Annotated in this window: 31 protein-coding genes; 19 read left to right on the forward strand and 12 right to left on the reverse strand. The window is 68.8% G+C overall.

All coding sequences use genetic code 11. The features are described from left to right. A complete protein-coding gene (gene mptB, locus AORI_RS60410; RefSeq protein WP_016334230.1) occupies positions 1-1,563 on the forward strand; it encodes a polyprenol phosphomannose-dependent alpha 1,6 mannosyltransferase MptB in 1,563 nt (520 codons plus the stop codon). Positions 1,564-1,761: 198 nt separating this feature from the next. Here the strand turns inward: mptB and AORI_RS60415 are convergent, their stop codons facing one another. The 4 genes from AORI_RS60415 to AORI_RS60430 are packed head-to-tail and all read right to left on the reverse strand — an operon-like array spanning position 1,762 to position 5,691. After that, the gene (locus AORI_RS60415) at positions 1,762-2,178 is read right to left on the reverse strand and encodes a TIGR03668 family PPOX class F420-dependent oxidoreductase (protein ID WP_016334231.1); all 417 of its coding nucleotides are present in this window, start codon (positions 2,176-2,178) and stop codon (positions 1,762-1,764) included. 13 nt (positions 2,179-2,191) lie between these two features. Then, positions 2,192-2,818, reverse strand: coding sequence for a class I SAM-dependent methyltransferase (locus tag AORI_RS60420; protein ID WP_016334232.1), 627 nt, complete (start codon positions 2,816-2,818; stop codon positions 2,192-2,194). A gap of 48 nt (positions 2,819-2,866) precedes the next feature. Continuing rightward, positions 2,867-3,754, reverse strand: coding sequence for a S66 peptidase family protein (locus AORI_RS60425; protein WP_016334233.1), 888 nt, complete (start codon positions 3,752-3,754; stop codon positions 2,867-2,869). Beyond that, positions 3,751-5,691 carry a S9 family peptidase gene (locus AORI_RS60430; protein WP_016334234.1) on the reverse strand — a complete coding sequence of 647 codons (1,941 nt, stop codon included), beginning with the start codon at positions 5,689-5,691 and terminating at the stop codon, positions 3,751-3,753. Before AORI_RS60430 ends, AORI_RS60425 begins: the two co-directional genes overlap by 4 nt. Before the next feature lie 121 nt (positions 5,692-5,812). On the opposite strand from AORI_RS60430, the gene AORI_RS60435 reads away from it, so the two are divergent. From AORI_RS60435 to AORI_RS60465, 7 genes are all read left to right on the forward strand, one after another. After that, the gene (locus AORI_RS60435) at positions 5,813-6,388 is read left to right on the forward strand and encodes a DUF3090 domain-containing protein (RefSeq protein WP_016334235.1); all 576 of its coding nucleotides are present in this window, start codon (positions 5,813-5,815) and stop codon (positions 6,386-6,388) included. Positions 6,389-6,392: 4 nt separating this feature from the next. Further along, complete coding sequence (locus AORI_RS60440) at positions 6,393-7,175, forward strand: SCO1664 family protein (protein ID WP_016334236.1); 783 nt, start codon at positions 6,393-6,395, stop codon at positions 7,173-7,175. Then, on the forward strand, positions 7,160-8,053 hold the full coding sequence (locus tag AORI_RS60445) for an aminoglycoside phosphotransferase family protein (protein WP_016334237.1): 894 nt from the start codon (positions 7,160-7,162) through the stop codon (positions 8,051-8,053). The genes AORI_RS60440 and AORI_RS60445 overlap by 16 nt, the downstream gene beginning before the upstream one ends. A gap of 51 nt (positions 8,054-8,104) precedes the next feature. Continuing rightward, positions 8,105-8,920 carry a DUF3097 domain-containing protein gene (locus AORI_RS60450; RefSeq protein WP_016334238.1) on the forward strand — a complete coding sequence of 272 codons (816 nt, stop codon included), beginning with the start codon at positions 8,105-8,107 and terminating at the stop codon, positions 8,918-8,920. 95 nt (positions 8,921-9,015) lie between these two features. Next, positions 9,016-9,447: an NfeD family protein gene (locus AORI_RS60455; protein ID WP_016334239.1), complete on the forward strand. Its 432-nt coding sequence runs from the start codon at positions 9,016-9,018 to the stop codon at positions 9,445-9,447. A gap of 58 nt (positions 9,448-9,505) precedes the next feature. Continuing rightward, on the forward strand, positions 9,506-10,852 hold the full coding sequence (locus AORI_RS60460; protein ID WP_016334240.1) for an SPFH domain-containing protein: 1,347 nt from the start codon (positions 9,506-9,508) through the stop codon (positions 10,850-10,852). Positions 10,853-11,129: 277 nt separating this feature from the next. After that, a complete protein-coding gene (locus AORI_RS60465) occupies positions 11,130-11,612 on the forward strand; it encodes a pyridoxamine 5'-phosphate oxidase family protein (RefSeq protein ID WP_016334241.1) in 483 nt (160 codons plus the stop codon). On the opposite strand, the gene AORI_RS60470 is transcribed toward AORI_RS60465, so the two are convergent. Genes AORI_RS60470 through AORI_RS60480 form a run of 3 tightly spaced genes read right to left on the reverse strand, consistent with a single transcriptional unit; the run spans position 11,602 to position 13,993 of the window. Further along, the gene (locus AORI_RS60470) at positions 11,602-11,964 is read right to left on the reverse strand and encodes a MerR family transcriptional regulator (RefSeq protein WP_016334242.1); all 363 of its coding nucleotides are present in this window, start codon (positions 11,962-11,964) and stop codon (positions 11,602-11,604) included. The two genes, AORI_RS60465 and AORI_RS60470, sit on opposite strands and share 11 nt — an antisense overlap. Continuing rightward, complete coding sequence (locus AORI_RS60475; RefSeq protein WP_016334243.1) at positions 11,961-13,412, reverse strand: DHA2 family efflux MFS transporter permease subunit; 1,452 nt, start codon at positions 13,410-13,412, stop codon at positions 11,961-11,963. The genes AORI_RS60470 and AORI_RS60475 overlap by 4 nt, the downstream gene beginning before the upstream one ends. Then, positions 13,409-13,993: an NADPH-dependent FMN reductase gene (locus AORI_RS60480; protein WP_016334244.1), complete on the reverse strand. Its 585-nt coding sequence runs from the start codon at positions 13,991-13,993 to the stop codon at positions 13,409-13,411. The genes AORI_RS60475 and AORI_RS60480 overlap by 4 nt, the downstream gene beginning before the upstream one ends. Positions 13,994-14,133: 140 nt before the next feature. Here AORI_RS60480 and AORI_RS60485 point away from each other — a divergent pair, with 140 nt between their 5' ends. The 4 genes from AORI_RS60485 to AORI_RS60500 are packed head-to-tail and all read left to right on the forward strand — an operon-like array spanning position 14,134 to position 15,874. Continuing rightward, positions 14,134-14,520: a VOC family protein gene (locus tag AORI_RS60485; protein WP_016334245.1), complete on the forward strand. Its 387-nt coding sequence runs from the start codon at positions 14,134-14,136 to the stop codon at positions 14,518-14,520. After that, entirely contained in the window at positions 14,520-14,837 is a 318-nt protein-coding gene (locus AORI_RS60490) for a metalloregulator ArsR/SmtB family transcription factor (protein ID WP_016334246.1), read from the forward strand. The genes AORI_RS60485 and AORI_RS60490 overlap by 1 nt, the downstream gene beginning before the upstream one ends. Further along, positions 14,834-15,271 (forward strand): SRPBCC family protein, encoded by a 438-nt coding sequence (locus tag AORI_RS60495; RefSeq protein ID WP_043848116.1) that lies wholly within the window; start codon positions 14,834-14,836, stop codon positions 15,269-15,271. Before AORI_RS60490 ends, AORI_RS60495 begins: the two co-directional genes overlap by 4 nt. A gap of 30 nt (positions 15,272-15,301) precedes the next feature. Beyond that, positions 15,302-15,874 carry a TetR/AcrR family transcriptional regulator gene (locus AORI_RS60500; RefSeq protein WP_016334248.1) on the forward strand — a complete coding sequence of 191 codons (573 nt, stop codon included), beginning with the start codon at positions 15,302-15,304 and terminating at the stop codon, positions 15,872-15,874. On the opposite strand, the gene AORI_RS60505 is transcribed toward AORI_RS60500, so the two are convergent. Then, positions 15,865-16,623, reverse strand: coding sequence for an SGNH/GDSL hydrolase family protein (locus tag AORI_RS60505; RefSeq protein WP_016334249.1), 759 nt, complete (start codon positions 16,621-16,623; stop codon positions 15,865-15,867). The two genes, AORI_RS60500 and AORI_RS60505, sit on opposite strands and share 10 nt — an antisense overlap. Positions 16,624-16,845: 222 nt before the next feature. Between AORI_RS60505 and AORI_RS60510 the strand changes: the two genes are divergently transcribed. The 4 genes from AORI_RS60510 (at position 16,846) to AORI_RS60525 (ending at position 20,845) form a co-directional block, all read left to right on the forward strand. Then, positions 16,846-18,318 (forward strand): FAD-dependent oxidoreductase, encoded by a 1,473-nt coding sequence (locus AORI_RS60510; RefSeq protein WP_016334250.1) that lies wholly within the window; start codon positions 16,846-16,848, stop codon positions 18,316-18,318. Continuing rightward, complete coding sequence (locus tag AORI_RS60515; RefSeq protein ID WP_016334251.1) at positions 18,315-19,358, forward strand: hypothetical protein; 1,044 nt, start codon at positions 18,315-18,317, stop codon at positions 19,356-19,358. Before AORI_RS60510 ends, AORI_RS60515 begins: the two co-directional genes overlap by 4 nt. Before the next feature lie 28 nt (positions 19,359-19,386). Further along, the gene (locus tag AORI_RS60520; RefSeq protein ID WP_016334252.1) at positions 19,387-19,992 is read left to right on the forward strand and encodes a TetR/AcrR family transcriptional regulator; all 606 of its coding nucleotides are present in this window, start codon (positions 19,387-19,389) and stop codon (positions 19,990-19,992) included. 124 nt (positions 19,993-20,116) lie between these two features. Beyond that, the gene (locus tag AORI_RS60525; RefSeq protein ID WP_016334253.1) at positions 20,117-20,845 is read left to right on the forward strand and encodes a VanZ family protein; all 729 of its coding nucleotides are present in this window, start codon (positions 20,117-20,119) and stop codon (positions 20,843-20,845) included. A 10-nt stretch (positions 20,846-20,855) separates the two neighbouring features. On the opposite strand, the gene AORI_RS60530 is transcribed toward AORI_RS60525, so the two are convergent. Next, the gene (locus AORI_RS60530) at positions 20,856-21,311 is read right to left on the reverse strand and encodes a hypothetical protein (RefSeq protein ID WP_016334254.1); all 456 of its coding nucleotides are present in this window, start codon (positions 21,309-21,311) and stop codon (positions 20,856-20,858) included. Between the two features lie 87 nt (positions 21,312-21,398). Between AORI_RS60530 and AORI_RS60535 the strand changes: the two genes are divergently transcribed. The 3 genes from AORI_RS60535 to AORI_RS60545 all read left to right on the forward strand — a co-directional run bounded on the left by AORI_RS60535 (position 21,399) and on the right by AORI_RS60545 (position 24,100). Then, positions 21,399-22,124, forward strand: coding sequence for a TetR family transcriptional regulator (locus AORI_RS60535; RefSeq protein WP_016334255.1), 726 nt, complete (start codon positions 21,399-21,401; stop codon positions 22,122-22,124). Between the two features lie 75 nt (positions 22,125-22,199). Beyond that, positions 22,200-23,441: a sensor histidine kinase gene (locus AORI_RS60540; RefSeq protein WP_016334256.1), complete on the forward strand. Its 1,242-nt coding sequence runs from the start codon at positions 22,200-22,202 to the stop codon at positions 23,439-23,441. After that, complete coding sequence (locus tag AORI_RS60545) at positions 23,438-24,100, forward strand: response regulator transcription factor (RefSeq protein WP_016334257.1); 663 nt, start codon at positions 23,438-23,440, stop codon at positions 24,098-24,100. Before AORI_RS60540 ends, AORI_RS60545 begins: the two co-directional genes overlap by 4 nt. Positions 24,101-24,477: 377 nt before the next feature. On the opposite strand, the gene AORI_RS84590 is transcribed toward AORI_RS60545, so the two are convergent. From AORI_RS84590 to AORI_RS60550, 3 genes are all read right to left on the reverse strand, one after another. After that, the gene (locus AORI_RS84590) at positions 24,478-24,606 is read right to left on the reverse strand and encodes a hypothetical protein (RefSeq protein ID WP_267283977.1); all 129 of its coding nucleotides are present in this window, start codon (positions 24,604-24,606) and stop codon (positions 24,478-24,480) included. Positions 24,607-24,778: 172 nt separating this feature from the next. Further along, a complete protein-coding gene (locus AORI_RS84770; RefSeq protein ID WP_420806982.1) occupies positions 24,779-25,138 on the reverse strand; it encodes a PASTA domain-containing protein in 360 nt (119 codons plus the stop codon). 112 nt (positions 25,139-25,250) lie between these two features. Next, positions 25,251-26,333 (reverse strand): epoxide hydrolase family protein, encoded by a 1,083-nt coding sequence (locus tag AORI_RS60550; protein ID WP_016334259.1) that lies wholly within the window; start codon positions 26,331-26,333, stop codon positions 25,251-25,253. Positions 26,334-26,421 lie beyond the last annotated feature (88 nt).

The following is a 26,421-nucleotide window of genomic DNA, read 5'->3' on the forward strand; positions in this document are numbered from 1 at the left end:
ATGGCGACCACGACAGACCCCCAGCAGACGCCCTCGGCCGGTTCGCTCGGCGAGCGGCTACGGGTGCCTTCCCGGTTCCCGTACCGCACCATCGCGATGGGAACCATAGGCAGCACGCTGCTGATGCTGGCGGCGCTCGGCGCCGGCGGCATCCTCATCCGTGACCCGATCCTGGGGCACGGACCACTGTCGTGGATCCGCTACGGCCACGGCCGCATCCTCGCCAACGCGATGCTGTACACGGGCTTCGCGCTGATCATCTGGGCATGGGTCCGGCTGGGCCGTTACGCGCTCGCTGGCCGGATCGGAAGCCGCCCGATCGTCATCGCCGCGGCCTGCTGGATGGCGCCGCTGCTGGTGTCGCCGCCGCTGTTCACCCGCGACGTCTTCTCGTACCTCGCGCAGGGCGCGCAGTTGCTCAACGGCCTCGACCCGTACGCCAATGGTCCTGCCGAGCTGGTCGTGCTGCCGGACGTCGTGCAGAACGTCCACCCGCTGTGGCAGACCACGCCCGCGCCGTACGGCCCGCTGTTCCTGCTGGTCGCCAAGGGGATCGTCTCGGTCACCGGCAACGACATGATCGCCGGTGTCATCGCGACCCGGCTGGTCCTGATGATCGGCCTGGTCGGGATGCTGTGGTCGCTGCCGCGGCTGGTCAAGCACCTCGGCGGCAAGCTCCCGATCACCCTGTGGCTCGCCATCGCCAGCCCGATGACGGTGATCCACCTCGTCGGCGGCCCGCACAACGACCTGCTGATGCTGGGCTTCCTCACCGTGGGTGTGCTGGCGGCGCTGGAGCGCAAGCACGTCGTCGCGATCGTCCTGGTCACCATCGGCATGCTGATCAAGCCCACCGCGGCGTGGGCGCTGCCGTTCCTGGTCTGGGTGTGGGCGAACCACCTGCCCGGCGACCGGAAGGTGGTCAACTTCTTCCGCGCGGGCGCGGCGTCGGTCGGGATCTTCCTGCCGGTGTTCGTCGCGGGCACCTGGCTCTCGCTCGGCTCGGTCAACCTGGGCTGGCTGACCGGCCTCAAGGCGCCGACGCTGATCGCGAACTGGATGAACTTCCCGACCGGGATCGGCGAGATCTTCTACTCGCTGGTGAACCTGGTGATCGACGTCGAGGTCTCGCCGTTCGTCACGGTGTTCCGGGCGATCGCGATGGTCGGGCTGTTCGTCTTCGCCGGCTGGCAGTGGTGGCTGGCGCGCGACGGCGGCTACCCGGCGATCCACCGGATGGCGATCGTGCTGCTGGCCGGTGCCATCGTCCCGCCGCCGTCGCTGCCGTGGTACCTGACCTGGGGTTTCGTGGTCCTGTCAGCCTTCGAATGGCGCCGCCGGAACCTCGCGGTGGTCGTCGCGGTGTCGGTGTTCGTGACGCTGGTCTATTACCCGACGGGGGAGCAGGCCCTGTACGACTGGTGGTTCATGGCCGGTGTCGTCGCGGCGAGCGTGTACGCGGCCGCTTCGCTGCTGCGGCCGGATCCGCTGGGGATCATCGCCGCTTGGCGGGGGAAGCCGACGGAGCAGTTCCTGCCTGCTGAGGCTCCTCGGTCGTCCTGATCTCAAGTACTTAGGCCTTGGTGGGACACCCCCATGGGGTTGCAACTCCTGAGGCGATCTGACATTCCGTGAAGGCCTCCTTGAGAGACCCAGAGTCCCTCAAGGAGGCCTTCACGGAACCTCACCAAAGTGTATAACGACCTATACGGCATGGCGAAGGCCTTGTTGCCGTAAACGGCAACAAGGCCAAAAAGAAGCTCAAGAAGAGACCCATCCGCTCCAGGAGTGAACGAGCGTGGTCACCACCGCGTGCGGAGCGGGCTGTGCCTCGTACTGCGGATACTTCTCCCGCAGCAGTCGCACTGGGAGAGCCTGCTCGTCGGGATCGGTCAGCACGCGGGCGACCCCGTCCGCCCGAGCCCACCAAAGCCCGGCCCAGTTTTCGTCGTAACGGTCGGCCAGGAAGCTGACGACGGGATTCTCCGCGATGTTCTTCAGCCGCCGCAACGCCGTGGTGCTCTTGGGCTTGTGATCGATCGCGAAGGCCACCGAGTCGCCTTCGACGACGAACGTCACCGGCACGAGATGGGGGACGCCGTCCGAACCGGCCGTCGCCAGTCGCGCGATCCGCTCGCCTTCGAACCGTGACCGGGCTTCGGCAGGCGTCATCCGCATGCCGTGAAGGTACCTAGCCCGAGCGGCGCACGCGGAGCACGTTGTCCGACCGTGTTCCGTGCTGTCCCTCCGGGCCGGGGAAGTCGTGCGTGATCAGGTCCTGCCGCTCCACGGTCCATTCGCCGTCGGCCAACGCCAGCGCTTCGAGGACCTCGGCGGTCGTCGGGAAGTGGACGTCCTTGTGCGGCGGTTCGTCCATCCACGTCGGCCAGCCCGCGTGGCCGGCGACCACCAGGGTCCCGCCCGGGGCGACGGCTTCGGCGGCGCGGCGGAGTGCCTTGTCCCGTTCGCCGTCCTCCGCGACGGGTGAGTGGAAGAACTGTGCCGAGACGAGGTCGAAACGACCTTCCGGGAACGATTTCGCCAGGTCGTGACGCTCCCAGGTGATGCCCTCGACGCCGGCCTCGGCCGCGTGGGCGGCGGCGCGCTGGAGCGCGACGTCCGAGATGTCGACGGCGGTGACGCGCCAGCCCTGCTGCGTGAGCCAGATGGCGTCACCGCCCTCGCCGCACCCGAGATCGAGTGCGGTGCCTGGCGTGAGGGCGGCGACCTCGTTCACCAGGATGGGGTTCGCCTTCCCGCTCCAGACCTGGTCCTTGTCCCGGTAGAAGTCTTCCCAGAACTGCTGTGTCGAATCCATGACCGCAAGATGCCCGCGGTTCCGCCGTGTTCGCAAGTTCCATTGCCGTTATGGCAAAACCTGGAGGGTCCCCTCGTTGGCGTCGAGAGTGGCCCGCGCTCCGAGGGGAATGGTCGGGGACGCCGGGATGTGTCCGACGCCGAAATCCCACGCGATGGGTACGCCGAGTGGCCCGAGCCGGTCGAGCATCAGGGCCCGGAGGTCGTCGGGATCACCGCAGGACTTCCAGGAGCCCAGCACGAAGCCCCGGACACCGTCGAGCCAGCCGGAACGCAGCAGCTGGGTGAGCATCCGGTCGATCCGGTAGAGGCTCTCGGTGACGTCCTCCAGCAGCACGATCGACTCGCGTGCCGAGCCCTGTTCCGGCGTGCCGAGGCCGGCCGTCAGCAGGGCGAGGTTGCCGCCGGCGAGTGTGCCGGTCGCGGTGCCCGCCACCAGCGGTGACGACGTCGGCGAGGCGATCAGCCGCACGCCTTCCGGTTCGAACAGCGACAGCCGCAGGTGTTCGGCGGCCACCGCGTCGAACAGGGTTGTCGCGGGCATGGGGGAGAACAGCGTCTCCAGTCCCAAGTGGACATTCACCGCCCCGTGCAGTGCGGTGACGTCGCTGGATCCGGCGAACATCTTGGGCCCGGCCGCCTTCAGCGCCGCCCAGTCGACCAGGTCGAGCATGCGCTGCGAGCCGTAGCCGCCGCGGGCGGCGAGGACGCAGGTCACTCCGGGATCCAGCCAGGCCCGGGTGAACTCGGCGGCCCGCTGCTCGTCGGAAGCCGACAGGTAGCCGGTGGAGGCGGCCCGGACGCATTCGCCGACGTGAACCTCGACGCCCCAGCCGCGGAGTACGGGCAGCGCCTTCTCGACGAGGTCCGGCGGGACGGGGCCCGCCGGGGCGACCAAGGCGATCGTGTCGCCCGGTCGCGTCTTCGGTGGCCTCACCGGCTGAACCGGAGCTTCGGCACGCCGGGTGTCTCGAACCCGAAGACCTGGCCGTAGAACGACAACTCCGCTTCGAGCGCGGCCACGATCGTCTCCGCCTTCCGGAATCCGTGTTGTTCGCCCTCGAACCTCAGGTACGCGTGGTCGATGCCGCGCCCGGCGAGTCCCGCCACGAACCGGTCCGCCTGCTCGGGTGGGCAGATCTCGTCCTCCAGCCCCTGCAGGAACAGCAGGGGGCCGGCGAGCGTGTCCGCGTTGTTGATCGGCGACCGGTCCCGGTAGCGCTGCTCGGCCTCCGGCAGCGGCCCGATCAGCCCGTCGAGGTAGCGGGATTCGAAGTCGTGTGTCTCGCCGCCGTCGCCGGTCCACTGGGTGAGGTCGAGGATCGGGTACATCACGGTGCCCGCGCGGTAGGTCGTCGTGGTGGTCAGCGAGGCGGCGGAGGTGTAGCCACCCGCGCTTCCGCCGCGGATCGCGAGCCTGTCGCCGTCGACGGTGCCTTCGGCGGCAAGGGCTTCGGCGACGGTGACGCAGTCGGCGACGTCGACGACGCCCCACTGTTCCCGCAGCCGTTCGCGGTAGGCGCGTCCGTATCCGGTCGAGCCGCCGTAGTTGACCGTGACGACGGCGATGCCGCGGCTGGTGAAGTAGGCGATCTCGTGGTCGAGCACCGCGCTGTCCCGGCCGGTCGGCCCGCCGTGCGGGTACACGAACAGTGGTGGCAGTTCCCCGTCCGGTGCGGCGAAGTCGGGGTTCGCGGGGAGGTAGAGGAAGGCGGGGATCCGGTCACCGTCGTCGGTCTTGAAGATCCGCTCGACGGGTGTCGACAGATAGGCGGGCGAAGGCGGTTCGGGTGCCGAAGCGAGCTCCGTCACCGTCCCGGCGGCGAGATCGACCTTCACGACGGCGGCTTCGCGCTTCGGGCCCGCCGCGACGCCGACGACACACCCTTCGTGGACGGCCAAGCCGTTGGTGGACCACGCGGTGAGGTCGGCGGCGGCCGTCACCGGGTTCAGTTCCCGCGTCGTCTCGTCGAGGACGGCGAGCTTGCCCGAGGCGATGACGGCGAACCGGCCGTCACCGAGCGGCGTGAACCAGCGGGCACCGAGTTTCCACTGCGCGCCGCCGATCTCCTGTTCGGCCGGGGCCAGGTTCGTGAGGCTGCCGTCGAGTCCGACGCGGTGCAGGTTCCACCAGCCGTTCGGGTCGAGCAGGGCGAGCAGGCTGTCCGCCGACTCCCAGTCGACCTGGCAGACGGAGACGTCGGCGGCGCCGGCGAGCACGCGGTGCGGGCCGAAGGTGCCGTCTTCGCGGAGTTCGGCGACGCACAGTTCGGTGCCGTCCCAGGGCATCGCGGGGTGGTTCCAGCCGAGCCACGCGGCGCGCGTCCCGTCGGGGGAAAGCTGTGGTGCGGTGAGGAAGTGATGGCTGGCCGTCAGAACGCGTTCCGGGCCGCCGTCGAGCGGGACCGCGATGAGGTCCCGGGCGATGTCGACGCGCCGGGGGCCGGTGCTGCGTTCGCGGACCATCCACACTTCGCCGGGTCGGCCGGGCCGGAGGTCGCTGTAGCGGATCTGGTGCCGCGTCGCCGGTTCCGGGGTCAGTGGTGTCGTCTCGCCGGTGGTCAGGTCGCGGCGGTAGACGCGCTGATCCGTCCAGTGGGTGAAGACCAGGACGTCGCCGAGGACGAGCCAGGGGCGGCCGCCGTACTCGTGGACGCGGTTCCGGACGTTCCACGGGGCGGGAAGGATGTCTTCGACCGTGCCGTCGGCGCGTGACCGCACGAGGGTCACGCGGCCGCCTTCACCTGTTCTCGCTTCGGCCCACCAGACCTCGTTTCCCGCCGTTCCGAGCCATTGCGCGCTGACTCCCGAGGCCGCGACGTCGGCGGCCGACAGGGGAGACGTCCAGGTGCCGTAAGGGGCGATCTCAACCACAGGGGAAGACTAGGTTCGTCTCTTTGCCCGTGCCTGCGCGGGGCGCGGCGGTTTCGCCCTGGGCTGAACCATGGGGCGGCGGATGCCGATCATGTGGTCGTGGCCTAGGGTCAAAGGTGCCATGTCTCGCGTAATCCACGTCTTCCGCCAGCCCGACCGGTTCGTCGCAGGAACCGTCGGTGAGCCCGGCGACCGCACGTTCTACCTCCAGGCGTCCGAGGACGTCCGCACGATCAGTGTGACGATCGAAAAACAGCAGGTCGTGGTCTTGGCCGAGAGGCTCAGCTCGCTGCTGGAAGAGGTCGCCAGCCGGTTCGGCGCGGACGTACCGGACGACGCGCCCGATGAGCTCCTCGACGTCGACCCCCTGACCGTTCCGGTCGAGGAGGAGTTCCGCGTCGGCACGATGGGGCTCGGCTGGGACGCCGACAGCAGTGCCGTCGTCATCGAGCTGCTCGCGATGACGGAAGGCGAGGTGGACGAAACGGTCGTTCTGGACGACACCGAGGAGGGGCCGGACGCCGTCCGTGTCTTCCTGACCCCCGGCGCTGCGCGCGCTTTCGCGGAGCGGGCGGACAGGGTGGTCAACGCCGGCCGCAAGCCGTGCCCGTTGTGCGCGGAACCGCTGGACCCGGCGGGTCATATCTGCCCGCGTCAGAACGGGTACCGGCGCGACGTCGACGTCCTCGAGGACTGAGCGGGTGACGGAGACTTCGCGGGAGCTGGTGGCGCGCGGCAAGATCGACGTCGAAGGCAGGCTCGTCGATGCCTCCAATGTCACGTTGTTCTGCACGATCGAGCTCGACGGTGTCACCGGCAACGTGGTGTACAAGCCGGTTTCCGGTGAGCGGCCGTTGTGGGACTTCCCGGATGGGACGCTCGCCGGCCGGGAGGTCGCGACGGCGATGATCGCGGACGCCTCCGGGCTCGGCGCGATTCCGCCCACGGTGTTGCGCGATGGGCCGTTCGGGCCCGGCATGGTGCAGCTGTGGATCGAGACCAGTGACGAGGAACTGGTCGATGTACGGTCCCCGGAGAGCGTGCCGGACGACTGGCGTGTGGTGCTGCACGCGCACGATCGCGACGGTGAACCCGCGGTGCTCGCGCACGCGGACCGTGCGGGGATGCGGGAGCTGGCCGTGCTCGACATCGTGGTCAACAACACCGATCGCAAGGGCGGCCATGTGCTGGCCGGTGCCGACGGTCGTGTCTACGGCGTGGATCACGGGATCTGCCTGCATACCGACCCGAAGCTGCGGACGGTGCTCTGGGGCTGGATCGGCGAGCGGCTGACCGAGGACGAGATCGGCAAGCTGCGTGGTCTGCGCGAGAAGCTGGACGGCGAACTCGGTGACGCGCTCGGCGAGCATCTCACCGGGTTCGAGATCCGGGCGCTGGCCGAGCGGACCGAGCTGCTGGTGGCGGAGGCCGTGTTCCCGGAGCCCGGTGACGACTGGCGTGCCATCCCGTGGCCGCTGTTCTGATCGACGACGAGGCGCGTGCACGGCTGATCACGCGGTTCGGTGACGGGGTCGCGGCGTGGTGCGACGAGTTGCCCGCCCTCGTGGCGCGGCTGGCCGAACGGTGGGGGCTCACCGTCGTCGACGCGAAACCGGGGAACACCGGCCGGACGTTGATCTGCGCCGGGAACGACGGAGTCAAGAAGGTCCTGAAGCTGACGCCCGATCACGCGATCGCCGCGTCGGAGGCCGCCGCGCTGCGGGCGTGGGACGGCTGCTCGCGGGTCGTGCAGGTGCTGGACACCGAACTCGGCGACGGCGCGATCCTGCTGGAGGGCATCGACCCGGGCACGGAATTGCTGGACGCGGGGGCGGACGTCCCGTGGGCCGAGGTCGGTGACCTGCTGGTTCAGATCCACGCGGTGGCCCCGCCGCCGGAGTTCTCGACGCTGGAAGAGCGCGTCGTCTTCATGTACGACCTCGCCGAGCGCGGGCTGCGGGGTTCGGTCGCCGAGGCCACGCTTTCGTTGGAGACCCTCGATCGGGCGCGGCGGCGGGCGCTCGCACTCGCGACCGGCGGGGCAGGGACCGCGATCGTGCACGGCGATCTGCATCCGGGCAACGTCCTCGACGGCGGGCCCGGGAGGGGTGCGGTCGCGATCGACCCGCGTCCGAGTGTCGGTGATCCGTGGTTCGATCTGGCCGATTGGGTCACGCTCCTGATGCGCGAGGGTGGAACGCTCGAAGACGGTTTCGACGCGATCGCGCCGTATGTGCCGGGTTTCGACGCGGGACGGGTGCGCGCGTGGTGTGTCGCGCTCGCTCCGCTGTTCGTGATGCGCCCGCTGGAGCGGGGCGAGCGGACCCCGTTCGTCGAAGCCATGTTGTCGATGACCGCTTGACCGGCGTGGCGGGGAGACGCCGGGCCCCGGGCGCCGATAGCGTCGTGCGCCGTGCGCTCCCATTCGTACGACGACGTGCTGTCCGGTCCGCGTAAGCGGAAGATCCCCGAGGTGCCCGCGGAACCGGGGCTCGTGGTCGAAGACCCGGCCAGCGGCTACTGCGGTGCCGTGGTGAAGATCGAGTACGGCAATGTCGTCCTCGAAGACCGTCACGGCAAGCATCGCGTGTTCCCGCTGAACCCTGCGGGTTTCCTGCTCGAAGGCAAGCCGGTCACGTTGGTGCCGGCGAAAGTGGTCCCGAAGGCCCCGGCGCGCCGGATCTCCGCGTCCGGGTCGGTGCAGGTCCAGGGACTCAAGGCGCGGGTCGCCCGCGATTCGCGCATCTGGGTGGAGGGCAAGCACGACGCCGAACTCGTGGAGCGGGTCTGGGGACACGATCTGCGCGTCGAAGGCGTGGTCGTGGAACCACTCGATGGTGTGGACGTGCTGTCAGATCGCATCGGCGAGTTCGGCACCGGTCCCGGACGGCGGCTCGGTGTGCTGGTCGACCATTTGGTGACGGGCAGCAAGGAGTCGCGGATCGTCGACGCGATCCGCGACGAGAACGTGCTGGTCACCGGGCATCCGTACATCGACATCTGGGAGGCGGTGAAGCCTTCGGTCGTCGGTATCCGCGCCTGGCCGAAGATCCCGCGCGGCACGGAGTGGAAAGAGGGCGTCTGCGAGGCGCTCGGCTGGGGCGAGCCGTGGGAGGGCTGGCAGCGGATCCTGGCGGCGGTCGGCAGCTACCGGGATCTGGAAACGCCGCTGATCGGAGCGGTGGAACGGCTCATCGACTTCGTCTCCGACCCGGGCGAAGAGTCCTGAATGACCGATTTGCGCGAGGTCACTCAAGGTCACGCGTCGGTCACGTCGGTTTCGCTTCTCCGGTATGAATCGACGCGATCTGGGAGCATGAACGCATGACAGGCGCTCTCATCTGGCTGATCGCCGGCATCCTCTTGATCATCGCCGAGCTGCTCTCGGGTGATCTGTTCCTGCTCATGGTCGGCGTCGGAGCCCTGTTCGGGGCGGGCTCGGCCGCCTTGACCGGCAACCCGTTCATCGACGTCGCGGTGTTCGCGGTCGCCTCGGTCGGGATGCTCGTCCTCGTCCGCCCGACCCTCAAACGCCGGTTCCTCGCGGGGCCGGACATCAAGACCAACACCGACGCGCTCATCGGCGCGCGAGCGGTAGTAGTGTCCACAGTGGACGGCGATGCGGGCCAGGTCAAGCTGGCGGGCGACGTCTGGTCGGCAAGGACCATGGCCGAAGGGGACCCGATCGCCCCGGGGACGTCGGTGACGGTCGTCGAGATCTCGGGTGCCACTGCGGTCGTCTCGGCCGAGCTGTGAGCCGGACGGCCGCACAGCAGCAGGTTTCTACGTAAGGGGAAGGTAGTTGTCAGAGACAGTGGTGTTCATCGTCGTCGGACTGCTCGCGTTGTTCGTGGTCGTCGTCGTGGTCAAGGCGATCATGGTGGTGCCGCAGGCGCAGTCCGCAGTGATCGAACGGCTGGGCCGGTTCCGGACGGTGGCTTCTCCCGGCCTGACGTTTCTGGTGCCCTTCCTGGACAAGGTCCGGGCGCGGATCGACCTTCGCGAGCAGGTCGTCTCGTTCCCGCCCCAGCCCGTGATCACCGAGGACAACCTGACGGTGTCCATCGACACGGTCGTGTACTTCCAGGTCACCGACTCGCGTGCCGCGGTCTACGAGATCTCGAACTACATCGTCGGTGTCGAGCAGCTGACCACCACAACGCTGCGTAACGTCGTCGGTGGCATGAGCCTCGAACAGACCCTGACCTCGCGTGACTCGATCAACAGCCAGCTGCGCGGTGTGCTCGACGAGGCCACCGGTCGTTGGGGCATCCGCGTCGCCCGTGTCGAGCTGAAGGCGATCGACCCGCCGCCCTCCATCCAGGACTCGATGGAGAAGCAGATGCGTGCCGACCGTGAGAAGCGCGCGATGATCCTGACCGCCGAAGGTCAGCGGGAATCGGCGATCAAGACCGCGGAAGGTCAGAAGCAGAGCCAGATCCTCGCGGCCGAAGGTGCCAAGCAGGCCGCGATCCTGAGCGCCGAGGCCGAGCGGCAGTCACGGATCCTGCGGGCGCAGGGTGAACGCGCCGCCCGGTACCTGCAGGCGCAGGGTCAGGCGAAGGCCATCGAGAAGGTGTTCGCGGCGATCAAGGCCGGGCGCCCGACGCCCGAGGTCCTGGCGTACCAGTACCTGCAGACCCTTCCGCAGATGGCGCAGGGCGACGCGAACAAGGTCTGGATGATCCCGAGCGACTACGGCAAGGCCTTGGAAGGCTTCGCCCGCGCGCTCGGCGCCCCCGGCGACGACGGCGTGTTCCGCTACGAGCCGCCGAAGGAAGACCCGGTCGAGAAGCCGGACCTGGAGGACGAAGAGGTCCAGGGCTGGTTCGACACCTCCAGCGACCCGAAGGTCGCCGAGGCCGTCGCAGCCGCGGAAGCCGTGGCGCGTAAGGAAGTTCCGGCGCTGGGTGTCGCGACGCCGCGGCAGGAGCCGCCCGCTCCGCGTCAGGTCCCGAAGGCCGCGCCTGCTCCCGAGCCGGAGGCGGCTCCGGAGCCGCCGCAGGCCCCGCCGCCTTCGCGGCTGCCGCAGCCGCAGCCCCCGGCGGGGCCGCAGGGTGGTCCGTACCAGGGGCCGCCGTCGCAGGGGCCGGGCAGTGGGCCGTTCCCGCAGCAGGGTCCGTTCGGTGGTCCGCAGGGTGGTCCGCCGCCGCAGCGCTGAGTCAGTCGAGGAAGAGGGCCGTCCCGTCCGGGCGGCCCTCTTTCGTGTTTCTGGCGGGTACGGCGAGTACGTGAAGGGGTCCTTCATTGCGTCTGGCGCAGTGAAGGACCCCTTCACGTACTCGGCAAGGTGTGAAGGTCGTTACCTGGGCTCACGTGGCGACCTTGAGGGTAGTGAAGGCCTCCTTCACTACCCTCAAGGTAGGTAAGGAGGCCTTCACGGACTTTGGCCCACAGGCGCTGGACCTCGATCGCGGTCGAAGTTGCAGGCTGGCCTCATGGACCGACCGACTTTCGCTGTACAAGATCTTCTCGACGAGTCGCGCCTGCCTGCCAGCGTCGCCACCACGAGCGGCCGGGGAAATCCGGCGCTGGCGATGATGTGGTTCGTTGCCGAGGAAGGCAGATTCTGGTTCCACACCCCGGTGTCGGACGGCGCCCCGTCACCATTCCTTGCGGCCGCTCGCGACAATCGGGAAGTCGCCGTCATGGTCGCGACCTTTGCTCCACCCGATGACGTCCGTCAGCTACGGACGAGCGGCCCCGCCAGGCTGGAGGCCAAGGATCTGGCCCGGATCCGTCGCATCTACGAGCGCTACATCCCCGGCTGGTCGCCGGACTGGGCGAAGCACGCCGCGTCGCCGGACGCACGGTTGTGGTCGATGTCCCCTGACCGGGGTATGGCCGTGACCTACCCCGGTCTGGAGAACCGCCCGGTGTTCCGCTGGACGAACCCGGCCGAAGCGCCGTTCAGCTCCTGAGGAACTCGAGCGTCCGGTACTCGTCGACCACCGAGGCGAGCTCGGCGATGCGGGCCTGTCCGGCTTCGATGAGCCGTTGCCCCGCGCGGGACCACTGCTCCAGATCCGGGGACATCGGCGGGATCTCGGCCAGGATCTCCGCGCTTTCGGCGAGGCTGAGCCCCACCCGCTGGGCGGCGACCGCGAGCCGGATCCGGCAGATGGCGTCGACCGTGAAGCGGCGCGCGTTGCCCGCGGTGCGCTCGGCGGTGATGACGCGGTAGCGCTCGTAGTACCGGACGGCGTTCGCCGAGACCCCGGCCTTGCTCGCGACCTCGCTGATGGTCAGCTGGGCGGTGAGCGATGTCGTCATGCCGCGCTCCGTACCTTCGTGGGTTCCGTTGTCGGGGTGGTGGGCCGGGTCCGCAGCCTGACCACCAAGGCGAGCACCATGACCGCGAGCACGCCGACGAGAGTCAGACGATACGCGTCGACGATCTGCCCGGTGAGCGCCGCGTCCGCCGCCGGATCACTCAGCGCGGCCAGCCCCCGGCCCGCGGTGGACGCCGCGATCAATCCGGTGAACGCCGCGCTCACCACCGCGGTGCCGACCGCGCTCGCGATGGTGCTTGCCAGGGGGAGGATCGCGGAACCGGACGCGAGATCCGGCCCACGCAGATCGCGGCCCGCGCTCACGATGGTGGGCATCATGATCGCCCCGGTGCCCGCTCCTTGGATCGCGCCCAAGATCGCCAACGTCGTGTACGACGTATCCGGTGCGAGGACGAGGACCGTCAGCACGGTCGACACGGCCGCCAGGCTCAGCCCGGTGCCGACGACGATCCGCGGGCCGAAGCGTTCCAGGAGACGGGCGGCGAGCTGGATGCTGATACTCATCCCGATCGTGCCCGGCACCATCATCGCCGCGCTGACCAGTGCCGAGTCGCCGCGGATCACCTGGATGTAGGCGGGCATCAGCAGCATCGAACCGAAGTACGGCCCCGCGTACAGGACGAGGACGGCGGCGTTGCGCCCGAACGTCCGGTCACGCAGGAGCCGGACGTTCAGCAGCGGTGCGCGATGACGCCACGAGCGGCGCGTGAACACCGCCATGAGAGCCAGCCCGATGGCGACGATCGCCACCCGGATCTCGAGACCGGCCGACTCTTCGCTGAAGCCGTACGCCACCGCGACGACACCGGGCACGAGCAGCAGGCCGCCGGCGACGTCGATCGGTGTGCGTTCGGTCGACGGGACATCGGCGGGCACCCAGCGGAGCACACCGGCGACGGCGAGCAGGGCGGGCGGGACGGTGATGAAGAACAGTGCCCGCCACGACAGCCCGTCGAGCAGGATCCCGCCCAGCATCGGGCCGAGGATCGGCCCGATCAGCAAGGGAAGACCGGTGATCGTGGTCATCCGGCTCCGCCGTTCCGGGGCCACCGCGCCGAAACCGATCGTCATCCCCAAGGGGTTGATCAAACCGCCGGCGAGACCTTGCACCGCCCGAGCGGCGATCAGCCAGCCCAGATCACCGGCGGCTCCGGCGCCCGCGGACGCCACCGCGAACACGAGCAGCGCGGCCAGGTACACCCGGCGCGCTCCCCACCGTTGCGCGAAGGTCGCCGCGAGTGGCATCGCCGCGACCATGCCGAGCGCGTACGCGGTCGCGATCCACTGGATCGTGGTGAGCGACGCGGAGAAGGTGGTCATGAACCGCGGCAGCGCGACGGCGACGATCGTGGTGTCGAGAACGGCCATCAACCCGCCGAGCGCGATCACCGCCGCGATGCGCAGTTCACGCCCGGTCAGGCGGTTCATGCCGCACTCACCTGAACCGCGACGCGTCCGGCGCGCAGGGTGCGGGCCCACCAGCCCAGTTCCGTCATCGTCGCGGCCAGCGCCGCGCGTTCGCCTTCGGTCCCTTCGTAGCCGTTCGGGCCGAGGCGGGTCCACGGAGCGTTCAGCAGTACCGCGTCGCGGATGGTGGTGGCCCTCAGCTCGGGGAAGATCAGCCGCAGTTGCTCGATCGCCCGGATGCCGCCCGAACCCGCGCCGTAGCCGACGAACGCGACCGGCTTGTACGCCCATTCGGTGAAATGCCAGTCGATCGCGTTCTTCAGCGCCGCGGGGAAGCTGTGGTTGTACTCCGGGGTGACGACGAGGAAGGCGTCGGCGTCACGCAGCCTGTCGCTGATCACGGTCTCGGTGCCACCGGGCCGCGTTCCCTGCAACGGGAGATCGATGTCGGCGAGGTCGATCGGATCGACCTCCACGCCGTCGATCGTGGCGAGTTCGGCCTGGAGCCAGCCTGTGATGGCGTCGGCGAAGCGTTCGTGCCGGACGCTGCCGATGATCACGGCGAGGCGGATGGGGGACTGCGTGGTGGTTTCTGTGCTCATGCCGACGACGCTAAAAGTTCGTCCATAGGCGAACTCAAGGCGTTGCGGCACTGGTCACGAAACCTGGACCTCTATCTATGTCTAGGTTGTACGGACGCCGAATGTTGACATGTAGGAAATCTCCTACGTATTGTCGCGGTATGAACATCGACCGCATCCAGTTCCTCACCGTGCCGGTCTCCGACCTGACCGAGGCGCGGGGCTTCTATCTCGGCAAGCTCGGCTTCGACCTGCTCGTCGACGTCAGTGGCCCGCACGGCCCGTTCGTCATGGTCGGCCCCAAGGGCGCGGACACCGGAATCGTTCTTGTCGATCGCCCCGTCGGCGGGCTGGATCACGACACGCGTGTGCACTTCCAGCTGACCACCACGGATATCGACGCCGACATCGCGGAGCTCCGCGCACAAGGCGTCGAGGTCGACGACGCGGAGGAGATGCCCTGGGGCCGGGTGACATCCCTGAAGGATCCTGACGGCAACGCGCTGGGGATGCTCGAAGCTTCTGGCTACGGGAACTGGCCGCGCTAGTGCCGGTCAACGACGACGTCTTCGCCGCACTCGCCAACCCAGCCCGGCGTGAAGTGCTGGGCATCCTCCTCGACGGTCCGCGGGCGGCGGGGGAGATCGCCGAACGCTTCGACATGCGGCGGCCGAGCCTGTCGGAACACCTTCGTGTGCTTCGCGAGGCGGGGCTCGTCCGGGAAGAGAGGCGGGGCCGCAATCGCGTCTACTCTCTGGACGCCGCGCCGCTGCGAGAAGTCTCCGACTGGCTTTCGCCGTACGAGCAGTACTGGCGCGGCAAACTGGGCAACCTGCGCGACCTGCTGGACGAGGAGGACTTCTGAACGACGACGATCCGACGGCCGTCCACGTCGACCAGTTCCTGGCGCATCCGCCGCGCAAGGTGTGGCGCGCGCTGACCGAACCGCAGCTGCTGGAACGGTGGCTCCGGATGCCCAACGACATCAAACCCGTTGTGGGACACCGGTTCCAGCTGCTCGCGGATCCGGTTCCCGCCGCGGGCTTCGCGGGCGGTCCGGTCGCCTGTGAAGTGCTGGCCGTGGAGCCGGAGCGGCTGCTCAGCATCAGCTGGGGTCCGGAGTGGACGGTCACCTGGCGGCTCGAACCCGAGGGGCACGGGACCCGGCTGTTCCTCAGTCACGAGGGCTTCGACCCGGACGACGATTTCCAACGTATGTCCCGCCGGATCATGGGCGGCGGCTGGCGCACCGGGGTCCCGAAGGCTCTCGCCCGCGTCTTGGACGAGATGCCCGACTAGGCACTCGACAACGGGTCTAGGATCCCCGCTGTGACGGACGAGAAACCGCTCCGAGCCGATGCCCGCCGTAACCGCACACGGGTGTTGGAGGCCGCGGAGCGCGTCTTCACGGCCAAAGGCACCAGTGCGCCCACCGAAGAAGTCGCCCGCGAAGCAGGCGTCGGCGTCGGCACGGTGTTCCGGCACTTTCCGACAAAAGAAGCGCTACTGGAAGCGGTGCTCTTCGCGCGCCTGCACCGCTTCGTCGACGAAGCGGAGGCCACGGTGGCCGCCGACTCACCCGACCCGGGCGCCGCGTTCTTCGGCTTCCTGACCGGCTGGATCGAGATGTCCGGTGCCAAGAACGCCTATTTCGAAGCCCTGTCGGCGGCCGGTGTCAGCGTGCCGTCGGCGGGGTCGGTCATCGGCGTCCGCCTGAAGGACGCGCTCGGCGTGCTGCTCCGCCGGGCACAGGACACCGGAGACGTCCGCAAGGACCTCGGCGTCGAAGAACTCATCGCGGTCATCATCGGAACCGCGAAGGCGGCGGAGCATGCCGGGCCCGAGTTCCGGGCCCGGACGATCTGCATCCTCTTCGACGGGCTTCGGCCGCGTCAGGCGTAAGGCTCCATCGTCGGCCGTTTCGGCAAAAGCGCGTCGCCCGAAGACTCGCCACGCAGCCTGCGCTTGATCCACGGGACTGCGTGCTCTTTGCCCCACTGGAGGTTTTCGGTTCGCCGCGCCTGCGGGCTCAGCGACGGCCGCGGCCCGAGCACGGCGGGCGTCAGCTTGTGCGGCTCGCCGAGCGCGTCGAGCACCGCTATGGCGATCTCGTTGTGCCCCAACGAGTTCAGGTGCAGACGGTCCGGTGCCCACAGTCGCCTGTCCCGCAGCTGGCGCATCGCCCACATGTCCACCAGCAGCGCACCGTGGCGCGCGGCGATCCCGCGGACGTGCTCGTTGTAGATCGCGACGCGGCCCCGGATCGTGCGGAACAACGCGTCTTCGACCCCGTCGACACCGGTGAACAGGATGACCCGCGCCCCGGTGGCGACCACCCTGCCGACCGCGGCGTCGTAATCCTCGAGGAGGGCGTCGATGTCGACCTTCGGCCGCATCAGGTCATTGCCGCCGGCGTAGAGAGTCACGAGATCCGGGTTCAGCGCGAGCGCCGGATCGAGCTGCTGCGAGAGGACCTGCCCGAGGAGCTTGCCGCGGATCGCGAGGTTGGCGTAGCGGAAGTCCTGGTGGTTCGCCGCGAGCGCGCCCGCGACCCGGTCCGCCCAACCACGGACGCCGTTAGGGGACGACGGGTCCTCGTCGCCCACACCCTCGGTGAAGGAATCGCCGAGACTGACTAAGCGCTTGGTCATACCTCGATGTTACTGAACCGGTGTGGTCGAGAAAGCTCAGGGCGTTCACCGGCCCCTGATCGTCGACTCGACCGCGTCACCGAGCGGAGTGGCGCCGTGGTGGTGAGGACGTCGCTTGTCCTTGCCGGAGCCGGCGTGCGGCCCTTGACAGCCTCAGCCGAGGGTTCATACATTCATACAGCCAATGTCAATCTGTATGAATGACGCTGGGAGTTGGTCCGCATGCGACTCGGCAAGACCGCCGTCGTCCTTGGTGGCAGCGCCGCCGGGCTCTGCACCGCGGGAGCCCTCGCCCCGTACTTCGACCAGGTGCTGGTGCTCGAACGCGACGAACTGCCTGCCGGGGCCGAACATCGGCGCGGGGTGCCGCAGAGCAAGCATCCGCACTTCCTGCTGAACTCGGGCCGCCGCGCGATCGGCGCGCTGTTCCCGGGATTCGAGGACGACCTCATCGCCGCCGGCGGGCTTCATCTGATGCCGTCCATGGACGCGGCGTATCTCGACGGAAAGGGCTGGTCGGCGCGGAAACGCAGCGCGATGACGATGATCTACGGCTCGCGGATCCTCATCGAACGCGTGCTGCGCGACAAGGTCCGGGAGCTGCCCGACGTCGTGATCCGCGAGGGTGTCGCGGTGAGCGGCTTGACCACCCGCGACGGCGAAGTCACCGGGGTCACCCTCTCCGAGCGCGACGAGCACATCGCCGCCGACTTCGTGGTCGACGCGATGGGCCGCGGTTCCTCCGTCGCCGCCTGGCTCGTCGCGGCTGGCTGGCCCGAACCGGAAGTGCGGACCCTCGACGCCAAAGTCACCTACACCTCGCGCTGGTACGACCTGCCCTCACCCGAGGAACGGCCCCCGTCCTGGTGGTGGCGGCATCTGGTGATCATGCCGACCCCCGACAAGGGTGCGCATCCCGACGAGCACGAGTTCCTGGTGAACTTCTTCCCGATCGAGGACAACCGTGTCATCGCGTGCATGGGCTCGTGGGGCCTGGAGATGCCGCGCACGACCGAGGCGTTCGTCGAGTCGGCTCGCCGGGTGCGGGCGCCGCTGTTCGCGGCCGCGATGGACCGGTCCACCCCGACCTCCGAAGTGCACCTAACCCGCTCGACCGGGAACAAATGGCGCCGTTACGACCGCCTCCGCACGCCGCCGAAACGCCTGGCGTTCGTCGGCGACTCGATCTGCGCGTTCAACCCGTTCTACGCGCAGGGCATCAGCTCCGCCGCCGGTTCGGCACTGCTGTTGCGAGAGCACCTCTCCCGCGCCGAGCGTCTCGGCCCCGAATTCTCCGCACGATTCCTCGCGGCGCAACGGAAGCTGCTCAACGTGCCGTGGAGCCTGGCGATGGCCAGGGATCAGGGCTACGCCTGCGCGGTCGGCACCGAAAAGGCACCCGAGTGGCGGCGACGGCTGATCGAAGCCGTGTCCGGCCCGGCGTTCCGGCTCATCGTCGGTGCCGCCCGCGAAGACGACGTCGTCGACGAGCACTTCGCGAAGGTGTTCAACCTCGACGAATCGCTGCGCGACATGATGACGAACCCGCGGGTGATCGCGGGGCTCGTGCGCTACCGGATCCGGGCCGCGCTGGGGCGGCACCGGGTCCCGTTCGACTTCGACGCCCGGGCCGAACCACCGGTCACGGACTACTCGCCGAAAGGCGGCGCCGCCGAAGCGGCGGTCTCGCGGTGAGCGCCGTCTGCGGGCCGGACGCGGAAGCCGTCACCCGCGAACTCGGCTTCGACTGCCATGACGTCTCACCATGGCTCTCGATCCGCCCGCCGTGGGCGGAGGCTCACTGGACGATGCCGTTGCTGGAACTGCTCGTCCTCGCCGGAGCCGTGTTCGCGCTGGTGCACGCCATCCGGAGACATCGCCAGGGCGACTCGGCGAATCTGGCGCTGTGGTGCGCTTCGCTGGTCTATCTCTTCGTCATCGAACCGCCGCTGTACTTCCCGGAGTGGTTCGGCCTGGAGCGCCAGTACGGTTTCATCTTCGCCCACAACCGGTTCACCGTGCAGTTCATGTGGGATCGGCTGCCGCTCTACATCGTGGCGTTCTACCCGATGATCAGCCAGCTCGCCTACGAACTCGTCCGGTCCCTCGGCATCTTCCGCGCCCGCGGCGCACTGATCGGGTCGGTGGCCGTCGCCTTCGCCTGTCAGGTCTTCTACGAGGTCTTCGATCATCTCGGCCCACAGGTGAAATGGTGGGACTGGAACGGGAACAACCGGATCGTCAACCACCCGGCGCTGGATTCGGTCCCCATGACCAGCATGCTGCTCTTCGCCTCCGTGTCGATGGGCGCCATGACCTATCTGGTCGTGCGGCTGGCGGGCGGAGCACGGCGAGGGTGGTCACTGGCGGCGCGCATCGGGCTGGCCGGGGTCCTCACCCCGCCGAGCATGGCGATCGCCGGGCTCCCGTCGAGCCTGCTCGACGGGAACGTGACCGCGCAGGCGTGGGTTCTCGGCGTCGAGCTGACCCTGCTGTGGCTGGCCGGCATCTGGATCTTCGTCCGGCACGGACGCCCCGAAGAGCCTTTGGCGCCCTTCGCCCGGTTCTATCCCGCTGTCTATCTGGGCGGGATGGCCGTGTTGTGGGTGGGTGGCGTCATCGAGAACGGCACCTCGACCGGGAGCGGCCTGTACGCGCTGGCCTGCTTCGTGACCGCCGGGCTGATGCTGACCGCGCTGTACCGCGTGCGCCGCGCGGCACCTGCCACCGTCTGAGATTCTCCGTTCGGGGAAGATGAGACGCATGGGGCACCACGGATGGCGGGGGAACCCGCCCGGAACCGAGCGCGAGGCGCGCCGCCGGATCGTCGAGGCGGCGACGGCGTGCATCGACCGGGTCGGTCTCGCCAAGACCAGCCTCTCGGACGTCGCCGCGGAAGCGGGCGTGACCCGGCAGACCGTCTACCGCTACTTCCCGAGCCTCGCGGACATTCTCAGCGCGGTCGCGCTGGACCGGGTCGAGGAGTTCGCCGGACGGATGGAACGGCATCTGGCCACCTTCGCCGACCCCGCCGAGGTCGCCGTGGAATCGGTGGTGTTCGGCGTCCGCGCGGTCCCCGACGAGCCGTATCTCGGCCTGCTCCTGAAAGCGGGCGAGGCCGACGTCTTCACCGTCGCGGTCACTTCGGCGCAGTCTTTCACGCTCGGCGCGCGGATCCTCCGGAACGTGCCGGTCGACTGGGCGGCAGTGGGCGTCACGACCGACGAGGACTTCGAGGGGCTCGCCGAAATGCTGATGCGGCTGTTCCTGTCGTTCCTGCAGTACCCGTCGACACCGGCGCACACCGACGAGCGGTTGCGCTCGATGGTCCGCCGCTGGATCGGCCCCGCGCTGACCGCACGGCCGTGACAATGGAAGTCCGTGAAGTATCAACGCGGATGGTAGTAATTCACCGACAATAGCCGGGGTTCTTGTCTGGCCTTCACGATGCTGCCACCCTCGCCGAAGACGATCATCGGCGAAAGGGGAGTGCATGGGATGGTGGTGGCAGGCATTCTTCGACGCCGCACCGTGGTCGCTGCTCGTCGCCGCGGCCGGTGCGGGCGTCGCCGAATTCATCGCGCGCCTGAACGGAAAACGACGCGGCCTGGTCGTGGTCGCCCTGGATTTCGCTTTACTGGCAGCGCTTTTCGCGGTGCTTCTGATCGTTTTCGTCCCGGCGCCGACGGCGGCACACGGTTCGTCGGTGAGTCTTCACCTGCTGGCGGACGTCCTGCCCGTCTTCAGCGACCGCCCGGAACTCGCCATGATCCAGTTGGCGGGCAACGTCTTCCTGCTGATGCCACTCGCGATCTTGTTGCCGACGCGTTTCGGCTGGGCGAAACCCGTGCCGCGGATCGTCCTGTCGGCGTTCCTGGTGTCCGTGTCGATCGAATGCCTTCAGGTCTGGCAGGACGCCGGCCGCGTGGGCTCACTGGACGACGTCCTGTGCAACACGGCGGGGGCCGCGCTCGCGGCCTGGTGCGGAAACCGGTGGCGTGGCCGGACGGCGACGGCGGGCAGTGTCCGCGTGTGGCACCGAACGGGGATCGAGGTCCGGCGCTCCGGCGTGGTGTCCGCGCGCCGCGGGCAACGGCTGATCGGCCGCGTGACCTTGAGCGACCTGCCACCGTTGGCCGAAGGCGCGACCCTCGAGATCACCCTGTCCGAATCGGACGGTGGCGCCCTCCTCGTTTCCGCGCAGGCGTCGGTGGCGGCGTGAACCGCGGCCGCTACCTCGGGCGGACGGCGGCGAGAACCGCGTCGAGGCTCGGAAGCCAGCGCTCCCGGGGATCCGGCGCCGAGAGCCATTCCGCATGGGCCTCGGCACGCCCGGAGTCGGTGGGCAAGGGAAGCAGCGTGCCCCAGGCGAGTACTTCGACGTGCTGCGGCAGCGAGATCCGCGGGGGAATCAGGCCGTCGGTCTCGGCGAGGATGGCCACGCGCGGACCCTGCTGGGTCAGCACCGCCATGGCGGGACCTCCGCAGCCGGTGTCGGCGAGCCGGGAGAGGACCTGGGCGCCGTTGATCTTGGGCAGGGTCACCGCGCAGATCCCGCCTTCCAGCACCAGGAACGGCTGCGGACCCCGCCATTTCAGCGACCAGCCGAAGAGGCGCCCGTAGAAGGCGTCGCCGCGGGGGCGGATCGAGCGTGACTCGATCGGAAGCACTTGGTGGTCCAGCGACATCGTCGGCGCCTTCCGAGCGGGGAGTGAGGACTCCACCCAGCGTAACGGCACTCAGTGCCACTAGCAAGTGACTGCTACGGTCCCGCTATGACCGATTCGCCGCGCCGAGCCCCGGCCACCCGTGCCGGCGCGACCCCCGCGGGCAGGCGCCGCCTGCGCCGCGCGCTCGCCGCGGCGGCCGTGGACCTGTTCGTGGCCAAGGGCTACGAGGCCACCACCGTGGACGAGATCGCGGCGGCCGCGGGGGTCGGCCGCCGGACGTTCTTCCGGTATTTCGACGCCAAGGACGACGTGCTCTTCGCCAACCACGACGAGATCGTGGCCGAGATGGAGGAGACGTTCGCCGCCGCGGATCCGGATCGCGATCCGGTGGAGGTGGCTTGTTCCGCCGTCGGTCTGGTCCTCGACTCCTACGCCGCGGAGCTGGACGTCTCCCTCAAGCGGTTCACCCTGACGCGAACGGTTCCCTCCTTGCGGGACAAGGAGGTCGCGACCGTCGACCGCTATCAGCGCGTGCTCGCCCGGTACCTGCGGGCGAGGTTCACGGAACAGGGCGACGAGACGTCGAGCCTGCGGGCGGCGGTGGCCGCGGCGGCGATCGCGGCCGCGAACAACCACGTGCTGCGGCGCTGGCTGCGCAGCGGCGGGCAGGACGACATCACCGCCAGCGCGGCGGAAGCCTTCGCGCTGGTGATCGACGCGTTCAGGGTCGAAGGGCCCTCGGACGAAACGACGGTGGTGGCGGTGATGACCACGGCGACGCCACTGCACGCCGTCATCGCCAAGCTCAACGCCGCCCTGAACGAGTCTTGAGCATCGTCTGGCACTCAGTGCCATGCAAGCTCTGACTACGCACGGTGAGTCGATCTGCAGGTAGGGTGACGCCTGATGATCGACCGACAGCGCCTGCGGGTGTGGCGGGATGCCCTGCGCTACACGGCCTACGCCGGAACGGATGCCCCGCCGAAGCGATCGGCGGGGTTGCGCTGGCTGCGCGCTCTCACCCTCATCGGTTGCGGACTGTGGGCGGGTTTCGTCACGTTCTCGACCGTTTCGGTGCCGGGACCCGCGAAGACGTTCAACGTCCTCATCTCCGTGCTGCCGTGTCTGCTGGCGGTGCGCTCACCCCTGTGGGGATGGCGCCTCCTGATCGTCGGCATCGTGAGCACTCCACTGACCTTGCCCGGAATCGCCGGATCCTGGGGCTGGCCGTGGGCGCCGGGCCTCGCGGTCACCGCGGCGCTCGTCTTCTACCTGGTGGGGGAGAGCAACGATCAGCCGCAACTCGCCTGGGCGGGGCTGATCTCGTTCGGTGCCGCCGCCCCGTTCCTCCGTGACTGGCGGGACGCGGCGTTGCTCGTGCTGCTGGGCGGGATCCTGTTCTTCCTCGGCAACACGGTCCATCAGCGCAGGCTCGCCGAAGAAGAACGCGCGGCGCAACAGGAACGCAGGCTCGCCGAGGAGACCAGGGCTGCCCTGCTGGAGGAACGCGCGGGAATCGCGCGGGAGCTGCACGACGTGGTCGCACACCACATGTCCGTGCTCGCGCTGCGCGCGGACTCGGCGCGGTTCCGGTTCGCCGATCACGGCAAGGCCGATCGCGAAGCCGAGATCTGGCAGGAGTTCGCCGACCTCGCCGGAACCGCCCGCGAAGGCCTGACCGAACTGCGCAGGCTGCTCGGGGTGCTCCGGGCCGAGGAGCACGTGCCGTCGGTCGCTCCGCAGCCGGGATTGGGCAAGGTGGTCGAACTCGTCGACGGGGTCAAGGCCGCGGGCACCGAGTGCGAGCTCGATCTGCGCGGCGACCTCGACACCGTTCCGGTCGGCGTCGCGCTGTCGGTGTTCCGGATCGTGCAGGAAGCCCTCAGCAACGCCATCCAGCACGCTCCCGGAGCGGCGATCTCCGTGGAACTCACGGCCGGCCCGGGGACGGTCCGGCTCCGCATCGACAACGGCCCCGGCGACGGTCCGAAGAGGACGGAGCCGCCGCGTCGCGGGCACGGTCTGGTGGGAATGCGGGAGCGGGCCGCTATGCTCGCGGCTGATCTTGAGGCAGGGGAGCGCGCGGACGGCGGCTTCCGCGTCGCCCTGACCGTTCCGCTCGATCGTGAGGGGCGCCTGGAACCGTGATCTCGGTGGTCATCGCCGACGACCAGACCATGGTCCGGCAGAGTTTCCGCGCGGTACTCGACGCGCAGCACGACATCCGGGTGGTCGGCGAGGCCGCGGACGGGAACACCGCCGTCGCGCTGTGCACCGAACTCGAACCGGATGTCGTGCTGATGGACGTCCGCATGCCCGAACTCGACGGTCTCGAGGCGACCCGGCGGATCGTGGCGGGCCTGCCGGAGGTCCGCGTGCTGATCCTCACCACGTTCGACATCGACGAGTACGTGTTCGGCGGGCTGCGGGCGGGTGCCAGCGGCTTCCTCCTGAAGGACTCGCCGCTGGACGACCTCGTCACCGCCGTCCGGGTGGTCTCCGCGGGCAACGCGCTCTTCGCGCCGACGATCACCAGGCGACTGATCGGCGAGTTCACCCGCACCCACGCCTCGGCGCACACGGGTCACTCCCTCGTCGCCGAGCTCACCGCGCGAGAGACTGAAGTGCTCAGGCTGATCGCGCGTGGCCTCTCGAACGTGGAGATCGCCGAAGCGCTGGTGATCGCGGAGCAGACGGCGAAATCCCACGTCAGCAGGGTTTTCACCAAACTCGGCGTTCGTGATCGCGCGCAAGCGGTCATGGTCGCGTACGAGGCTGGGCTCGTCGTGCCGGGGAACACGCCCTGATACCGGGCTGCAGATGGCCGGGCTGTGGTCGTTCACCGAGGACTGACGCGCGTGCGGGACATCGAGCTCTGCCTGATCGGCCGACAGAACTGGATTCACCCCTACCACGATCAGCGAATCACTCCATTCGCTGAGCTGGCGCATGGATCCCTGATGCACTCTGCCCAATCGTCTGCGAATTCCGCGGTAGATCGCCGTCGTTGCTCTGCTGCGGCTCGTGCGTCGTCCCGCATCGCCGAGCACCACGATAGTGACGAGCCCCGTCTGCATCGCCTGGCCGTCAAGACCGTACGACCGCTGTCGCGCACCCGGCACGTCCCGGTGGAGAATCCGCTCGTTCAGATCGTGAACTACCTCGACCGGGCCGACGTCATCGCTCATCCCGAGAAATACCGGTCCGCCCCCGGGCGGCCGGGGCCCGGCTCCAGGTTCGTGCAGTCCCACAACCTCGACCAGCCGCCGAGCGGCATCACCCCGACCACGGTCACCGTTCCGTTCGACGACATACCCGTGACCGGCAGCCGACATCGACACCGTGCGCTTGCGCGCCGCCACACCCGAGGACTTCTACACCCGCCGGGTGTGACCTCCCGCGGGTTCAGGTGCGGCCCGGCTCAGTCATGGCGAGCTGCGGTTACCCCTGCCTGGCACGGAAACTGCGGGTGCGGCTCTAGTGGTTCAGCGAACGCGCCGACCGGGGTGAGGCTCTCGCCGCTCCTTCGTCGGCTCCGCGGCTTCTTCGATCGCCTGCGGTCGAGGAAGCGGATCCCGCGGTTCCCGATCACCAGCACCGCCGCCCTCATCGGGCAACCGTCTGAACTCGATCCGTACATACCCGCCGCGGGCGACCACCGCCCCGCAGGCGGGTTCTTGCGCTACGACAACCCAGGTCCCCGGCCAGGTCAACGCCCCCAGCGACGGCCCGTCGAGATCCTTGGACGCAACCACAAGTCCAAGCTGATGCGCCACCATGCGAGCATCAGGGACAGACAACCCCACCAGTTCAGGAACCCGGACTCCTGTAGTTGCCACCCGCACCGCCCCCCTAACTCAAGTATGCCCCACAGCAGGGCTTCCGTGGCCCTGAGCGACAGTTCGACGGACAAATCGCACTGACCCTCCAGCAGAGCGGCCTGTGGCCGAAATGCGACTACTTGTCGAGGCCGAGGAAGAACTCCCGGATGTCCGCGGCGAGTAGATCCGGAACCTCCATCGCGGCGAAGTGGCCGCCGCGTTCGAATTCCGACCAGTGCCTGATGTCGAACAACCGCTCGGCGAGCGGGCGCACCGATCGTGTGATGTCGTACGGGAGCACGGCCACGCCGAGCGGCACGCGGCAGGGGATGTCCACCTTTCCGGCGTCGTGGTGCAGCCGCGCGGACGAGGCCGCGGTCGCGGTCAGCCAGTACAGCGAGATGTCGGTGAGCATCCGGTCGTCGTCGACCGGCGTGCGCGGGTCCGTCCACTGCGCGAAGCGTTCGGCGATCCACGCCAGCTGCCCGACCGGCGAATCGGTCAACGCGTAGCCGATGGTCTGCGGGGTGGCGACCTGCAAGGCCTGATACGGCGGACGATTCGCCATGAGCTGCTTCACCTTGTCGAGGCGGGCTTCGTCCTCTTCGGACAGTTCGATGCCCGCATCGGGAGCCGGCCGGGTCGGCAGGTAGTTCACGTGCACGCCGACAACGTGATCCGGTGCCACCGCGCCGAGCGCTGTCGAGATACCTGAGCCGAAGTCGCCGCCTTGGGCGCCGTAGCGCTCGTAACCGAGGCGGCGCATCAGCTCGGCCCACGCCCGGGCGATCCGCTCCACGCTCCAATCGCGTTCGTGAGTCGGCCCGGAGAAGCCGTACCCCGGAATCGACGGGATCACTAGGTGGAAATCGTGCGTCAGTGGCTCGATCATGCCCAGGAACTCCAGGAACGAACCGGGCCAGCCGTGCGTGAGGACCAGCGCGAGTGCGTCCGGGTTCGCCGACCGGACGTGCACGAAGTGGATGTTCTGGCCTTCGATCTCGGTGGTGAAGTGCGGCAGCTTGTTGAGTTCGGCTTCCTGGGCGCGCCAGTCGTAGCCGGTCCGCCAGTACTCGGCGAGTTCTCTGAGCCGGGCGAGCGGGAATCCGTAGTCCGAGCCCGCGTCGGCGACCTCGTTGGGCCAGCGGGTGCGGGCCAGCCGGTCGGCGAGGTCGTCGAGGTCGGCCTGGGGGATGTCGATGCGGAAGGGCTTGATCACGATGCGGCTCCTCGGTTCGTTGGGCAACTAAACGTTTGGTGACCCAACGATACCGCAATCGTTCGGGCACCCAACGATTCGTTAGACT

This window comes from Amycolatopsis keratiniphila (genome assembly GCF_000400635.2).
Classification (GTDB): domain Bacteria; phylum Actinomycetota; class Actinomycetes; order Mycobacteriales; family Pseudonocardiaceae; genus Amycolatopsis; species Amycolatopsis keratiniphila.

Bases quoted from the DNA above. Each gene is read 5' to 3' on its own strand.
- mptB (WP_016334230.1), top strand. From the start codon at position 1: ATGGCGACCACGACAGACCCCCAGCAGACGCCCTCGGCCGGTTCGCTC.
- AORI_RS60415 (WP_016334231.1), bottom strand. From the start codon at position 2,178: ATGCGGATGACGCCTGCCGAAGCCCGGTCACGGTTCGAAGGCGAGCGG.
- AORI_RS60420 (WP_016334232.1), bottom strand. From the start codon at position 2,818: ATGGATTCGACACAGCAGTTCTGGGAAGACTTCTACCGGGACAAGGAC.
- AORI_RS60435 (WP_016334235.1), top strand. From the start codon at position 5,813: ATGTCTCGCGTAATCCACGTCTTCCGCCAGCCCGACCGGTTCGTCGCA.
- AORI_RS60455 (WP_016334239.1), top strand. From the start codon at position 9,016: ATGACAGGCGCTCTCATCTGGCTGATCGCCGGCATCCTCTTGATCATC.
- AORI_RS60465 (WP_016334241.1), top strand. From the start codon at position 11,130: ATGGACCGACCGACTTTCGCTGTACAAGATCTTCTCGACGAGTCGCGC.
- AORI_RS60470 (WP_016334242.1), bottom strand. From the start codon at position 11,964: ATGACGACATCGCTCACCGCCCAGCTGACCATCAGCGAGGTCGCGAGC.
- AORI_RS60475 (WP_016334243.1), bottom strand. From the start codon at position 13,412: ATGAACCGCCTGACCGGGCGTGAACTGCGCATCGCGGCGGTGATCGCG.
- AORI_RS60480 (WP_016334244.1), bottom strand. From the start codon at position 13,993: ATGAGCACAGAAACCACCACGCAGTCCCCCATCCGCCTCGCCGTGATC.
- AORI_RS60485 (WP_016334245.1), top strand. From the start codon at position 14,134: ATGAACATCGACCGCATCCAGTTCCTCACCGTGCCGGTCTCCGACCTG.
- AORI_RS60505 (WP_016334249.1), bottom strand. From the start codon at position 16,623: ATGACCAAGCGCTTAGTCAGTCTCGGCGATTCCTTCACCGAGGGTGTG.
- AORI_RS60510 (WP_016334250.1), top strand. From the start codon at position 16,846: ATGCGACTCGGCAAGACCGCCGTCGTCCTTGGTGGCAGCGCCGCCGGG.
- AORI_RS60520 (WP_016334252.1), top strand. From the start codon at position 19,387: ATGGGGCACCACGGATGGCGGGGGAACCCGCCCGGAACCGAGCGCGAG.
- AORI_RS60525 (WP_016334253.1), top strand. From the start codon at position 20,117: ATGGGATGGTGGTGGCAGGCATTCTTCGACGCCGCACCGTGGTCGCTG.
- AORI_RS60530 (WP_016334254.1), bottom strand. From the start codon at position 21,311: ATGTCGCTGGACCACCAAGTGCTTCCGATCGAGTCACGCTCGATCCGC.
- AORI_RS60535 (WP_016334255.1), top strand. From the start codon at position 21,399: ATGACCGATTCGCCGCGCCGAGCCCCGGCCACCCGTGCCGGCGCGACC.
- AORI_RS60540 (WP_016334256.1), top strand. From the start codon at position 22,200: ATGATCGACCGACAGCGCCTGCGGGTGTGGCGGGATGCCCTGCGCTAC.
- AORI_RS84590 (WP_267283977.1), bottom strand. From the start codon at position 24,606: ATGTCGTCGAACGGAACGGTGACCGTGGTCGGGGTGATGCCGCTCGGC.